Here is a 14,058-nt window from a genome sequence, read left to right as displayed (position 1 = left end):
GCCATTCCATGCCTAAGAAAGTCGTCGGGAAGGCTTTGTTGGTGTCAGTGGCAGCCACAGGATGTGCGCAGTACGAGTTCGCTGGGGAAGATCTTGGTTTGGGTTTCGCTTCCAGCCGGGGGGGGGGGGGGGCAGGAGGGCTTCCAGGGCGGTTTGTCCGAGGTCCTTCACGGGCCGGGCGACTGTACTAAGCCGGGGCCAAGTGTATTCGGATTCGGGTGAGCCATCAAAAGCGAAAACCGCGAGGTCTTCCAGTACTCGCAGGCCAGTTTCGTGGAGGGCGCACAGCAGCACACTGCCTGTTGGTCCGAACTGACGAAGACGGAGGTGGGCCGCTCCGCGACCCACGCAGCCCAATCAGGGCGACCGCTGGATCAAAAGCACTCTCACCCTCGTGCGGACGGGGGACCCCGCAACCAAGGCCGGAGAGGCGGACTGGAATGCCGATCAGCGGGAACTGCGTCGCAGATATGGCCGAAATGTGCCCTTGAGCGAGGTGTCGACCGGTTAGCGTCGGTTTAAGGGAATTAGGTATTAGGTGTGATCCAAATACCTTACAAGAATGGCGGGTTTGTGAGGTGATGTCAAGCCGCTGCGCTCGGCCTTCGGCTCCGACACTTAGAAGCCCTTGACACCTGAAACTGTGTCATGTTTCATAGTTTGCAGGCCAATGGACCATATCTAGGACCATTACGCCAAGGATGGGCTATCTATTCACTGCGGTCTCTGTCGCACCTTTAGGCTGCCGTCCTTTCTCACTACTCTCCTTGGGAGCATCCAGATGAAGAAGCACTTCCTTGCCGCCGTCGCTGTGACGATCGGGGCTCTCGCCCTGACCGCATGTGGTGGCAACGCAAACTCGAGCTCGTCCAGCAGCGCCTCCGGCTTCGGAGACTGCAAAGTCACTGGCCAGCCGGACAGCATCAAGCTCAAAACTCAAAAGCCCGATGTCCTGACGGTCGCCGTCGTTCTGCCAAACCCTGGATGGTCCAATGGCACTAACCCCGATTCGGTCAAGAGCGGATTTGAATACTGCATGGCCGCAGATATCGCCCACCGTGCCGGCCTCAAATCAGTTCAACTGAAAAACTTTGCATGGGATCAGTTCATCTCCGGAACGGCATCCGGCTACGACATTGGACTGGCAACAGTGACAATTACCGATAAGCGCAAGGAAGTTTTTGACTTCTCACGGAGGTATTTTTCCTCAAACCTTGGCATAGCGACCAAGAAGGATTCAAACGTCACGGCCGACACCCTCCGTGACTCGAAGATCGCAGTCCTCCAGGGCAACGTAGGCGCACAGTGGGTGGCAGAAGTGCTCAAGCCCACCAAGTCCGCAGCAGTCTTCCAATCCGCTGCGGACATCTTCACTGCGCTCAGTGCCGGACAGGTCGACGCAGTCGTTACCGACACAACAATCGCCCTGACCAGCGTGAAAGAGACAGGGGGTGCTCTCGCCGTAACGGGTCAGATAGCTCTCGATCAGGGCTACGGCGTTGTGCTTCCGCGCAACTCGGAGAATACCGCGGCTGTCGACAAGGCCGTCGGCGACCTGGATTCTGACGGGACACTGAAGTCTCTAGCCGCTGACTACCTTCAGCCCACGTTCGGAGTTGACCCTAATTCCGTCCCGTTCTGGGTCGTCAAGTGACGTCGATTGCTGCCTCGCCTCTAGCGGCGGCGCCACGTCTCAGCCCTCCGCCAAGGAGTCTCGCTCTTTCGGCGGCGGCTGCAGTTTTCGCCCTGTTCCTAGTACTTTCAGTCGCGGCACTCGGTGCCGCCGCGATGAATGGCTCCGAAGAAGGCACCACCACGTATGTTGTCGGCTGGCTTTTGAGTACTGTCGGCGTATTGTCGGCAGCTGCCGTGTTGTGGATCGCGGTGCGGTCCTTGCGCCGGTCTCTCCGTGCTTCCAAGGAAGTGCGTGAAGGACGGATTCTCGACGCCCGGGCGAGTGGCGCAGCATCCCTGCATGATGCGACCTTCACCTTCGGGCTCGGCATTGCAGTCCTCATCGTCATCACAGGTGCGGTGCTGCTCACCGTAAACGAAGCCATCATCCAGAGGACTTTCCTGCGCTGGGACTTCATGGCTGAAAGCGTAGGTGACATCTTCGCAGCCTTCGGCCTGAACATTTGGATTGCGGTCATCACCGAGATCTTCGTTCTTACTTTCGGTCTGCTGCTGGCAGTAGCTCGCCTTGCCCCCGGAAATGCCTGGCGGCCTGTTCGGGCCATTGCCATCGCCTACATCGATTGCCTGCGCGCAGTGCCGGCGATCATCGTCATCTACTTGGTAGGCTTCGGCTTGCCTCTGCTGCAGCTTCCGGTATTGTCCGATCTGCCGCCGGAATGGTTCGCGATCATCGCGCTGACTCTGACTTTCAGTGCCTATACCGCCGAGACCTATAGGGCGGGCATAGAAGCAATCCATCCGTCCCAGTGGTCCGCTTCCCGTTCGCTCGGCTTCTCGTTCGGCAAGACGCTCCGATTTGTTATCTTGCCCCAAGCCGTGCGGGGCGTGATCCCGCCGCTGCTTAGCTTGTTCATTTCTCTTCAGAAGGACACTTCGCTGGTAAACATTATTGGCACCATGGATGCGTTCAACCAGGCCAAATTCTATTCATCGGCGAACTTCAACCTCTCGTCAGTAACAGTTGTCGCCGTACTCTTCATACTGATCACTATCCCGCAAACCCGCTTCGTTGATTGGATGCTGGCGCGAGGCGTTACCCGCCGCGGACGAAAGGGAGGTAAATAATGTCGTTCATTGAGTTGGCCGGCCTGCATAAAAGTTACGGCGCCCACACCGTGCTGCAAGGCATCGACCTCCAGGTCGAGCGGCATCAGGTCGTCACCTTGATTGGTGCCTCCGGATCGGGCAAATCGACCTTGCTGCGCTGCATTAATGCTCTGGAGCCGATAGATACAGGCGAGATCCGCATTGACGGAGACGTGGTCAGTGGCCCCGGGGTGAACGTCAATAGTCTGCGCCGGGCGGTAGGAATGGTATTCCAGTCCTTCAACCTCTTCCCGCACATGAGCGTATTGGATAACGTTGCCCTTGGTCCGATCAAGCTCCTGGGACTTCGCCCTGATGTAGCGCGTGAACGCGCCTACACACTCCTCGAGCGGGTCAACCTCGGAAACCGCTCGAGCTATTTCCCCGAACAACTTTCCGGGGGCCAGCAGCAGCGTGTAGCGATTATGCGAACACTCGCGATGGAGCCCAAAGCTGTGCTTCTGGACGAAATCACCTCCGCACTTGACCCAGAGCTAGTCGCTGAGGTTCTCAACATAGTTCGTGAGCTCGCGGCAGATGGGATGACCATGATGCTGGCGACACATGAAATGCACTTCGCGCGCGAAGTTTCTGACCTTGTCGTCTTTTTGGAACAAGGACGCCTCTTGGAACAAGGCCCTCCCGAACAGGTGTTCGGCGACCCCGTGCAGCCACGGACGCGCGAATTCCTTCGCCAGATTGTGGAGGCCGGGCGCCTCTAAACCCTGGATCGACCCACGACACACGCTTCAACCGGCCGGATGGTTAGTCCGGCACTCGCGGGAGAGCATTCCACAAGTTCCCAAGTCTTTCCATGGCTCGAAAACTGAAACATAAAGCTGCCCGGCAGGCTTCCTCACAAGAGGAGGCCGGCCGGGCCATCTTCGTGAATTGGATGCAGAGGCCATGCTGGCTGATTGCAGCCAGCATGGCGTCAAGACCGTTACTGTTCGCCGCGTTGCTGCCAAAGTCGCGGCACGCACTCTATGGCAACTCTCACGGTTGTAAGGTCGTCCAGCTGCTCTGCACTTCCAAGCATGCTGCGGCGCCATTCTGCAGCGGCTGGCTCCTGCGCTGGCAAAGTTGCCGCCGGTCTCTCTGGCCGGACGACAATGTAGTAGCTGAAGGCATCTTAACCGCACGCCAGGGCCCACACCTCCCGGATTCCGGCGGGAGCGACGGCGCATGCTTCGACTTTCCATATACTTCGGCTGCCGGGACGTCGGGCCGGGGATCCTCAGCAGGACAGTTCCAGGCACTGGGGAGGTGCTGGCGTTGTCCCAAGACCGCTTATTGATCCCCGATTCACCGTTTGGTTTCCGGAATGTGACGCGTTGCCCCGGCGCCGGCGCGTCCAGATTTGGCCCGGGCGATGCTCGAAGATCAAAGGTTTCGTTTATTGCATCGTCCTCTTGAGGAGTCGTAGGAACATCAGGTCGGAAGATGTGATTGAGACGCCGTTGCCTGCCATCAACATAAGGTGTATGGTACACACCTAATACCTTGTCTAATTTAGCTAAACAGCGCGCACAACAATGCGGTCGGCCGGAGCACGGAGTAGCTCCTCCCGGCTGGCGTCTTGCAGGTCCACCCGGAGAGCCGCTGTTGTGACAAACCGCCGAGTGCCGACAAAGGCACGTTGAAAGGACTTCAGTGGGCACGATCTATACGGCAGAAACGCTGATCACGGCTGACCATGGAGGAGTCTCCATTGAGTCTTTCCACGGCTCAGGGATTCTTGTGGACGGCAGCAAGATCATTGCGCTGGCGCCTCTGGGCGACTTGGTCGGCGAAGGCCATTCCTTACGCGATTTCGGGCCGGGGTCCACGATCCTTCCCGGGCTAATAGACACACACGTTCACTTGGCCTTGGATGGGAGTCCGGACCCGCTGACCGCATTTAACAATTCAGATGACCGCCAAAAATTCGCATGCATGTTGAAAAACGCCCGGGAGTTGCTCAGCGCTGGTGTGACGACGGCGCGTGATCTGGGCGCGCCTGATCTCTTGGACCAGGCAGCGAAGAGGGCAATTGATTCAGGCTACGCTAGGGGCCCCCGCCTCTTGACGGTCACGGCGCCTCTGACCATCACGGGGGGTCATTGCTGGTTCTTCGGTGGTGAGTGTGAAGGTGTGGAGGAAGTCCGGCGCAAGGTCAGAGCCGCCCGGCGTGACGGGGCAGACTGCATAAAGATCATGTCGACCGGTGGAGACCTGACTCCCGGAACGATGCCCTCGCAGCCTCAGTTCACGCTTGAGGAGCTGCGGGCCATCGTCGAGGAAGCACATCGCTATGGCCTTATGGTCACGGCGCATGCCCACGGCGAAGAAGGTATCCGTCGCGCCATCGAAGCTGGAGTGGACAGCTTGGAGCATTTCAGCTTCCGGATGGCGGACGGATCGCGGCAGGAACGTCCCGAACTTATTCAGCTGGCGGCGAGCCGTGGCGTTTTCGTCTGCTCAACCCTGAACATCGCGTGGTTCACCGTAATGGATGGCAGCGAATTTGTGCCGTTCGACATGATGCGTAAGTTCGTGGACCAAGGCATTCGGATTGTTGCCGGTACGGATGCCGGTATCGGTCACGCGAGCCATCTTGAATATGTGGCTGGCCTGGAGGGCATGGCGGCACTGGGCATGACCAATGATGAGGTGCTGCTGGCGGCCACGGCTTCTGCGGCGACTTCCTTGGGTTTGAAGGGTGTGACAGGGGCCTTGTCCCCGGGCCATGACGCGGATCTCGTTGCCATCATGGGTGAACCCCGCAGGAACCTTGCCTCTCTTCGAAACGTGATGGGGGTCGTGACAAGGGGCGCCGAGTATCATCCCGAATTTACGTCCACAAGGTCATGGAACGATGCGGTTGTTGCGCCGAAGTACCACCCGCACTCCTAGCGCATGGCCTGCCCGGTTACACGTCCCAGCTGAATCAGGAGGTTCAGTTGGGACACTTGCGTACCGCCAGCCACCGCCATCTACTGCCCGACAGCGGATTCTACGCCTCGTCATGAGTGAATCTGTTGGTCGAGACTGCCATCGTATTTAGGCGGTGGGGTAGAGGCGGGAAGTCTCGAAGCTGCATGGATCCATGCCTAGATGAATCCCTATGCTGTCTTGATTGAAGGATGGCAGCGGAGGACTGGTCAGAATCATTCTAGACAGTAAGGCACTGCGATGGCGCTGCCAGGGTGGCGGCGGGCACCGCCCAGGACGGCTTAGCGCGGTTCCCCCTGCCCCGCTCTGCTACTCGATTAGGGGACGGAAGTGGAAACTATTTGCGTCCGCTTTCGATGACTCGGCGGATCTCTTGCCGTGTGTGCTCAATGTGATCCTGCATCGCTTGATGTGCGCGTGAGGGATCACCGTCCCGTATGGCTTCGAACACGAGCTTGTGTTGCAGTTGATCATCTTCCATTGGATCGGGGTGGTCCAACATGTCCGCGGGGCTGAATAATTCACTGCGGGCGTGCCGGACCGCGTTTTCCAGCCTTTTGCTCCCTGCCGCCTTGGCAACTGCATCGTGGAAGGAAGCATCCGCCAACCGGAACTCGGTGTGGTTGGTAGCGGCGGCTTGCTGGTGAATCGCGGCGAGCATAGCTTCCAAGTCGGCTGATGTCCGACGCGATGCTGCCAAGCTAGCCGCGTGGCACTCTACGGCAACTCTCATCGTTGTGAGATCGTCCAGCTCATCTTCGCGTTCGAGCATGTTCCGGCGCCATTCGGCGAGCGGTTGGCTTAGGGCCGTAACGAAGTTACCGCCGCTCTTGCCCCGGCGGGCCACGATGTAGCCCTCTTCCTGAAGCTGTTTGAAGGCCTCCCGCAAACTTACTCTTGCCACGCCGAGAGATTCTGCGAGCTGCCGCTCCGGAGGGAGCCTGTCACCCGGGCCCAGTTCGCCGCGATGTATCAAGCCTTTGACGTATTCGGCCACGCCTTGGGGAACAGAGACGGAAGTTACTTGATCGGACATAGGTCCCAGCTTAAGGCCAAAGGGTGTCCTTTTGGTGGAGGTAGCCCAGACTTCAGCAAATTTTTTTGTTTGCCTGCAACTCCTTGAGATCGCCGAGCACCTCCTCCACGGATTGCCGGCGGCGGTCCGGCGTCGGCCCATCGTCCTTCCGGAAGGACCTCGGACCATGGATTGCAGCAGTGGTCACCTCGGTCTTGGGGATGCCATCCTCTCCCAGAGGGTCATGGAAAATGCCAGTTGTGACCCTACTCACTGCTTCCGGCGATAGTGGTGGCGTCGATGACGAAACGGTATCTGACATCAGAATCGATGACTCGTCGGTAAGCGTCGTTGACGTCCCGGGCTGAGATAACCTCCACCTCCGCGCCGATGGCGTGTTCGGCGCAGAAGTCGAGCATTTCCTGGGTTTCAGAAATGCCCCCAATGGCCGAGCCGGCAAACGAGCGCCGGTTGCGGAGCAACGAAAAGACGTTGACGGGCAAGGGCTGAGCTGGGGCTCCTACGTTTACCAAAGTTCCCTTGAACGCCAGCATCCCGAGGTACGCGTCAATGTCGATCGGTGCGCTGACGGTGTTGAGGATAAGGTCGAAGACTCCGCTTAGCTCTTTGAAGGTCTCCGGGTCGCTGGTTGCCTTGTAAGTGGTTGCTCCAAAACGATGCCCATCCTCTTGCTTGGCGAGTGACTGGGACAGGACTGTGACTTCGGCACCTAGGGCGGCCGCAATCTTGATGGCCACGTGCCCCAGGCCGCCCATGCCAACAATGGCCACTTTCCGCCCAGCGCCCGCTCCCCAGTGGCGCAACGGCGAGTATGTGGTGATGCCCGCACAGAGCAGTGGCGCAGCCACGTCAAGGGCTAGCGCGTCCGGGATTCGAAGTACGAATGCCTCTGTCACTACAACGTGAGTGGAGTAACCGCCCTGTGTGATACTCCCGTCGCGGTCAATGGAACCATACGTGCCGACGCCACCGTTCAGGCAGTACTGCTCCTGACCCGCGAGACAGTGCGCACATTCGCGGCAGGAATCGACCAAGCATCCGACGCCCACTCTGTCGCCGACGGCGTACCGGGTCACGTCGGAGCCCTTGCCCGCAACGATGCCGGCTATCTCGTGGCCGGGGCAGAGTGGATACTTCTGGGCTCCCCAGTCGCCCCGAACCGTGTGAATGTCCGAATGGCAAATGCCGGCGTACTTGATTTCGATCAGGACGTCGCTAGGCCCAGGCTCCCGTCGTTCCACAGTGGTGAGAATGAGCGGTTCGCCGGGGCCGGCGGCGGAATAAGCAGGTACGGTGTACAAAGCGGCTCCAGTTCGGGGAGTATGGGGTGGGCTGGTTCTTAGAGCAGGATTCCGGTGTATTTCGTTTCCTGGCAGGCCTCGAGGCCTTCGGTGCCCGCGTGCCCGTGGAGTCCGGATTGGTTTGTTCCACCGAGGGGGAGGGGCCGGCTGCGGGCCGGCGGTGGTGCGGTCATGTCGGCGTCGAGAGCGTCTGCCACCCATCTCGAAGGTGTAAATCCCTGCGACGGGGCCAAAGATTTTTTCGGTGCGGACATCCGCATTGGCGGGGATATCGGTCAGGACGGTGGCCGGGTAGTAGTTGCCGGGCTCTCAATCTGCACGGAACGATTGAAGACGGCCGCGAATGGTCGAGGGCCGGACGCTGTCCAGTCGCTCTGCGGGGCGGATGAAGTCCACAATCTTGCTCATGATGTTAGGCCTCCTGGCATTCGAAGTTGGGAGTCGTCAGGCGAAGGAGCGTTAGCTCCGCCTCCTTTTTCAGTGCGGTGAAGAGCGGTTGCCCCAGTTCGGCCTCAGGCAGGTTTGCCTCCGGGTGCCACTGGATACCAAGCACCCAGTTTTCTCCGGTGAGTTCGATGGCTTCGGCGAGACCGTCGTCGGCGTGGGCTGTGACGCGCAGGCCGTCACCGAGGATATTGATGGCTTGATGGTGGAATGACGCGACCTTAATCCGGGCTGCGCCTACAAAGACGGCTGAAACCCGGCTTTCGGCCTCCAGCTCAGCTTCGTGAACCGCAAAATCCATGGTGTTGTTATGGCGCAATTCGTAGTGGGAGACGCTGCTGGGACGCAGGTCGGTGTGCAGGGAACCGCCACGGGCAACGTTCAATAACTGCATCCCGCGGCAGATGCCCAACACAGGCAGGCCGTTGTCGAGGCCGAATCGGATGGCAGCCATGTCAATGCGGTCTTGTTCCGGGTCGACCCCGAACAGGGTCGGATCATCGTCCGGGCCGCCGAATAGAACAGGGTTGACATCTCCGCCGCCAGGGAGCACGAATCCGTGGCAGCGGGCGAACCTCTCCATGAGTTCCTCGTCGGTTCCAGGGCCGATGATGACAGGTTCGGCGCCGGATTCGAGAATCAGGGCGACTACCGAATCAAAAGCCTTTTCTGCCTCTTGCATGGCCGGGTCACTCGATCCACAACCCAACCGGGAGAGCCGGGCTGTAATGCCGATTCTCGGGCGAGTTGGTTCTGTCATGGTCAAGGTGTTCTCCTCAGGGGTTTAGCGAGCAGTGAATTGGCTGCAGTTTTTTTATTTTTTAGGGTATGAGGTCTACACCGCATACCTTAAAAGGATGATCCTCAACCAGAGCACATGTCAAGGCGGCTGCCATGTCTCCGGCGAGCGTGTCTCGAACTTGACTGTGATGTGTAGTTGACGGGATTTTCGGGCCCAAAGCTCCGCCGGCGTTCATCCAGGGCAGGTCTGATGGGGCGATCAAGGCTCTGACAGTTTCTGGCCAGGGCCCATCAGGGATGCGCCAGAACAGGTGGTTTGATGCCACCAACGGCATCAAACCACCTGCTCTCGTGGCCAAACCGGATCATGATGAAGAGGTTCAGCTACTAGCTGGGAATTGGTTTGAACGCAGTTTCCTTCATGGTTGCGTAAAAGATGACTGAGATGACCATCAAACCGGTGAGGTACCACGGGAATGCAAGGGGCGCTCCCCAAGCGACAAACTGAGTGCCGACCAGTGGAGTGGTGCCGCCCACGAGGCCCACAGTGGCGGCGTATGGGAAGCCCAGTCCTGCGGCGCGAAACTTCTTCGGGAACATTTCAGCGAACGTCGGTGCCGCCGTTACGGCGATCAGAGCAAGGGTACTCATGGCGATCGTCTGGAGGATAACCAGGGTAATGAGCTGGTCGTTGAGCAGCGCCAGTGCGGGTACGGTGCCAGCGGTTAGTAGGACACCTGCTGTCAGCAGAATGGGCTTACGGCCGAAGCGGTCGGTCAGTCGGCCGATCCCGATGGAAGCGACGCCGACTATGGACACTGCTATTGCCAATGAAACGAGCCCGTACTTGGGGTCCAGGCCCTTATAGGTCGCCGCGTAAGTCGGCATGTAGTTTCCCCATGCGTAGGTCATCGCCGTGTAGCCGATTGTCAGGCCAACGACCTTCAGGGTCGCTTTCGGATGCTGGCGGATGGCGTCGAAGATCCCCAGCGGCTCGTGCTTGGCAGGCTCGGTGTCGATTGTCTCTGCCATTCCGCGCCGAATCCAGATACCGGCAAAGGACAGCATTGCGCCGAAGATGAAGATGGCACGCCATCCCCAGCTGGTCATGTCTGCCGGTGAGAGCGTCCATGTCGCGAGGGCGACAAGAAGCGTGACCAGAATTTGACCGGCGCACGCGACGGCGTAGATCACGCCCGAAATGAATCCGCGGCGTCCTTCGGGAGCGACTTCCATGGAGAAAGCAGTCACCGCGCCGAACTCTCCACCGATGCAGATCCCTTGGACCACTCGGGCAAGAATCAGGATGATGGGCGCCATTATGCCGATCTGGGCGTACGTCGGGGTCAGCCCGATCACGAGGGCTGCGCCGCCCATGCCGTAAACGGTCAGCATGAGGGCAAATCTGCGTCCGAGGCGGTCCGCGATCTTTCCGATGACCAGACCCGAAATCGGACGCACAAGGAAGCCTATGGCCATGATTCCGAAAGTGGCAATCAAGGCAGCCATCGGATCCGTATCCGCTGGGAAAAATTGCTTTGCAAAGTAGACCGCCAGAAAGACGTACGCGTTCCAGTCGAAGAACTCGATGAGGTTTCCAACGGCGGCGGCGGCGAGCTGCCGCCGCGGGATGGAGCCTGCAGTAACTGGTGGCCTGGCCGCGGTTGATGGAGCTTGGGTCACGATGACTCCTATGGGGTGGGGTGCTGCGTCTTAGAACGGAGAAAAGTCCCTGAGATTTGGGGACCAGGGGGTGGACGTGGACTGAGGCCCATGGGGTGTGCGCATTAGGCTTGTGGTTCACACCTAATACCTTTAGGCATTAGGAATATGACACAGCACACACCCTTTGGTTGTCAAGGTCTCAACCAAACGTGAAGTGAGGCCGCTAGGCAGGATTTAGGCGCTAGCGGCTCCCAGGCGTGTGGCGAACCGTTCGCCCGACACCGCCGCGGTAGTAATGGCAGGACCGTTCGCCGAGCAAAGCGACTTCGGCATGGTCGGATCCAGCACCGGCATCTATTTCCAACGAAGGGGCTCCGTTCGTCGGCGTGAAGATGCTGATTTACTTCTGTAGGGCCCTTCCACGGTCGAATCGCCTGGTGGAGGTTTTGCGAGTCAATTCACGGTCTGGTCCCGGAAGAAAGAGAAGCGTAGCGTCTGATATGTCAATGAATACGGTGGCCGCAGTCGGGCCGGAGCTCGCATCGATTGCCGCATAAAAACCCTTTCGAAGGGATCGGACATGGCGGGATGGAATGCAGAAACTGCGGCAGGGCCGTTGGGGAGCGGGGCGGTCACATTAGTGGAAGGATCGTCCTTCTGCATCTCCTCGTCCAACGGCGACATCCTGCCGGGCTACCCCCAGGGAGTTTTTGTTCAAGACACGCGGATTCTGTCCAACTGGGCCCTGACTATCAACGGCCAATCGCTTGAACCACTGTCAGCGGAGACGAAGGAACCCTACCGGGCACTTTTTATCGGCCGTGTTCCCCGTTCAGACGGCTATGCAGACAGCCCGCTAATTGTTGAGCGGCTACGCGAAGTAGGTGCTGGGCTCTTGGAGCAGATCACCGTTCGGAATTATTCGGTAAGTCCAGTCGAATGTCTGATCCGCCTCAGCGTTGAGGCTGATTTCGCCGATGTGTTCGAAGTGAAGGAAGCCAAGATCGAGCGGCGTTGGGACGAAAGTCGACGACCGAACAGTGATTCACTCACCATTCAGGCACTCTGGGAGGAGGTCAGCAAAGGGGTTGTTATTACGGCCATTGGTGCTCAGGTGGAGGCGGATGCTCTGACATACCGGACGGTGGTGGGGCCAGCGAGCGACTGGAAAGCTGTACTGAGCGTAGTGCCGTCTGGTGACCGAGCCGATCACGTGGAACCGTTCATGCATCCGGACCTCCGCGGACCGTCACCCAGCGATCTGCGCCGCCGGGGGTGGGTGGCCAAAATCCCAGTGTTGCAGATGGGTAACCATTCCATCGAGCGGACCTTGCGACGCAGCTACGACGATTTGGGGGCCTTGCAGATCGAGGATCCGGATCATCCGGAGCGTGTGGTTGTAGCCGCGGGGGCGCCATGGTTCATGACCTTGTTTGGCCGGGACTCGCTTTGGACGTCTCTAATGGCGCTTCCCGTTGACCCATCCCTGGCCTTGGGCACCCTGCAAACGCTGGCGGACCGCCAAGGCAAGGTGGTGGACCCGGTTACCGAGGAGGAGCCCGGCAAGATCCTCCACGAAGTCAGGCTTGATGTCTCCAGCGGGCTGGCTTTGGGTGGCAAGTCCGCCTACTATGGCAGCGTCGACGCGACACCGCTGTTCGTGATGATGCTCGGGGCGGTGAGCCGCTGGGGGTTTTCCCCGGATACCACCGCTGCTCTGCTACCCCATGCCGACCGTGCGTTAGCTTGGATCCGGGACTACGGGGACAAAGACGGCGACGGATTTGTCGAGTACGCGCGCCTCAACGATCAGGGCCTAATCAACCAGGGTTGGAAGGATTCGTGGGATGGCATAAATTTTGCCGACGGTACCCTGGCGGAGCCACCGATGGCGTTATGCGAAGTGCAAGCCTATGTCTACGGCGCGTATGTTTCACGGGCCTGGATGGCGTACGACGTCGGTGACGAGTCGCTGGGGGCCGAACTCATGGACCGCGCGGAGCGGCTAAAGAAGCAGTTCAATGAGCAGTTCTGGCTGCCAGAGCGTGGCTACTACGCCATCGCACTGGACCGCGACAAGCGTCCGGTCGATGCGTGCGCGTCCAACATGGGTCATTGTCTTTGGTTTGGCATCGTCGACGACGACAAGGCGCCGTTGGTGGTTGAAAGACTAATGTCTCCAGAAATGTTCAGCGGTTGGGGAGTCCGGACTCTGGCCAGCGACATGGGAGCCTACAACCCCGCGAGCTATCACAACGGTTCAGTCTGGCCCCATGACAACGCCATCATTGTCATGGGCCTAGTACGTTACGGCTTCGTTGAGCAGGCACAACGTATTGCCACCGCCTTGCTGGAGGGCGCCGAGTACTCCAACGGACGGCTGCCCGAGCTTTTCTGCGGCTTTGATAGGGGACAGGTGGCGCAGCCCGTGCCCTATCCCACTGCTTGTTCGCCGCAGGCATGGGCAGCAACTGCTCCGATCGCGCTGGTGACGAGCCTGATGCGATACGACGCGCACGTTTCCCGTGGAGGCTTGTGGCTGGATCCGGCGCTCCCGGAGTCCTTTGGCCGACTACATATCACCAATGCCCCGACGGGCCGCGGACCCGTCACTATCGATGTCTTCGGGTCCGAATGCACAGTGAGCGGACTGGCCGAGGGCTTGACACTCCACCGTGGGCACCGGCCATGGATGACTGAGCTTGTGGATCAAGCCAGGCAGCACTCGAAACGGATGCCAGGGGGCTAGATAAGGCTAAGGAGCAGGTTCAGAGTGCCCATGAGGTTGTCGCGTTTGTACTTCATGGTTTCGCGCCTAGAACGCCGACGGCTTTGAGGCCGGCCCGGCCCATGAGCCACCAGTCCGGCGCCACGGCACTCGGAGCGATGCCTCGAATTCAATAGAACCCATTGGCGCTGTCGTGAATCGCTTTGCCTCCGATAGATGAACGTGGGCAACGGTCTGGCATGACAAGCTGGCGTTGCGATCAGTAGCCAGTAACCTGGCTCTTCGTGGTTGGTGGGGAAGTGAGTTCGTGTCGTTGAAGACAAGAGGGCCCGTGGCCCTGCTGGGATGAGTGTGTCTAAGCATTCAACCTGGAACAGGACCACGAGCCTTGAACGAGCCTACCGGGGTCGCAGCTGACGCTGCCA

At 59.3% G+C, this 14,058-nt stretch carries 11 protein-coding genes; 5 read left to right on the top strand and 6 right to left on the bottom strand.

The annotated features are described in order from the left end of the window. Positions 1–12 precede the first annotated feature (12 nt). Positions 13–294, bottom strand: a complete 282-nt coding sequence (locus AC1DD5_RS21145; RefSeq protein ID WP_477522737.1) for a substrate-binding domain-containing protein — start codon at positions 292–294, stop codon at positions 13–15. Between the two features lie 487 nt (positions 295–781). Between AC1DD5_RS21145 and AC1DD5_RS21140 the strand changes: the two genes are divergently transcribed. From AC1DD5_RS21140 to AC1DD5_RS21125, 4 genes are all read left to right on the top strand, one after another. After that, complete coding sequence (locus tag AC1DD5_RS21140; protein ID WP_442017949.1) at positions 782–1,654, top strand: ABC transporter substrate-binding protein; 873 nt, start codon at positions 782–784, stop codon at positions 1,652–1,654. Next, positions 1,651–2,763, top strand: coding sequence for an amino acid ABC transporter permease (locus AC1DD5_RS21135; RefSeq protein ID WP_477522692.1), 1,113 nt, complete (start codon positions 1,651–1,653; stop codon positions 2,761–2,763). Before AC1DD5_RS21140 ends, AC1DD5_RS21135 begins: the two co-directional genes overlap by 4 nt. After that, the gene (locus AC1DD5_RS21130; protein WP_477522691.1) at positions 2,763–3,506 is read left to right on the top strand and encodes an amino acid ABC transporter ATP-binding protein; all 744 of its coding nucleotides are present in this window, start codon (positions 2,763–2,765) and stop codon (positions 3,504–3,506) included. Before AC1DD5_RS21135 ends, AC1DD5_RS21130 begins: the two co-directional genes overlap by 1 nt. A 931-nt stretch (positions 3,507–4,437) precedes the next feature. Next, complete coding sequence (locus tag AC1DD5_RS21125) at positions 4,438–5,679, top strand: metal-dependent hydrolase family protein (protein WP_442017952.1); 1,242 nt, start codon at positions 4,438–4,440, stop codon at positions 5,677–5,679. A gap of 376 nt (positions 5,680–6,055) precedes the next feature. Here AC1DD5_RS21125 and AC1DD5_RS21120 read toward each other — a convergent pair whose 3' ends face one another. From AC1DD5_RS21120 to AC1DD5_RS21100, 5 genes are all read right to left on the bottom strand, one after another. After that, on the bottom strand, positions 6,056–6,754 hold the full coding sequence (locus AC1DD5_RS21120; RefSeq protein ID WP_477522690.1) for a FadR/GntR family transcriptional regulator: 699 nt from the start codon (positions 6,752–6,754) through the stop codon (positions 6,056–6,058). Positions 6,755–6,999: 245 nt separating this feature from the next. Beyond that, on the bottom strand, positions 7,000–8,055 hold the full coding sequence (locus AC1DD5_RS21115) for an NAD(P)-dependent alcohol dehydrogenase (RefSeq protein WP_477522689.1): 1,056 nt from the start codon (positions 8,053–8,055) through the stop codon (positions 7,000–7,002). Positions 8,056–8,093: 38 nt separating this feature from the next. Beyond that, positions 8,094–8,252 (bottom strand): hypothetical protein, encoded by a 159-nt coding sequence (locus AC1DD5_RS21110; RefSeq protein ID WP_442017955.1) that lies wholly within the window; start codon positions 8,250–8,252, stop codon positions 8,094–8,096. Positions 8,253–8,467: 215 nt separating this feature from the next. Then, positions 8,468–9,259, bottom strand: coding sequence for a gamma-glutamyl-gamma-aminobutyrate hydrolase family protein (locus AC1DD5_RS21105; RefSeq protein ID WP_442017956.1), 792 nt, complete (start codon positions 9,257–9,259; stop codon positions 8,468–8,470). 368 nt (positions 9,260–9,627) lie between these two features. Beyond that, on the bottom strand, positions 9,628–10,923 hold the full coding sequence (locus tag AC1DD5_RS21100; protein ID WP_442017957.1) for an MFS transporter: 1,296 nt from the start codon (positions 10,921–10,923) through the stop codon (positions 9,628–9,630). 562 nt (positions 10,924–11,485) lie between these two features. Here AC1DD5_RS21100 and AC1DD5_RS21095 point away from each other — a divergent pair. Then, complete coding sequence (locus tag AC1DD5_RS21095) at positions 11,486–13,654, top strand: amylo-alpha-1,6-glucosidase (protein WP_477522688.1); 2,169 nt, start codon at positions 11,486–11,488, stop codon at positions 13,652–13,654. Positions 13,655–14,058: the final 404 nt, after the last annotated feature.

It is taken from the genome of Paenarthrobacter sp. 10L420 (genome assembly GCF_056395385.1).
The sequence above is the reverse complement of the archived record's forward strand: the minus strand, read 5'-3'. Positions and strand labels throughout refer to the sequence as shown.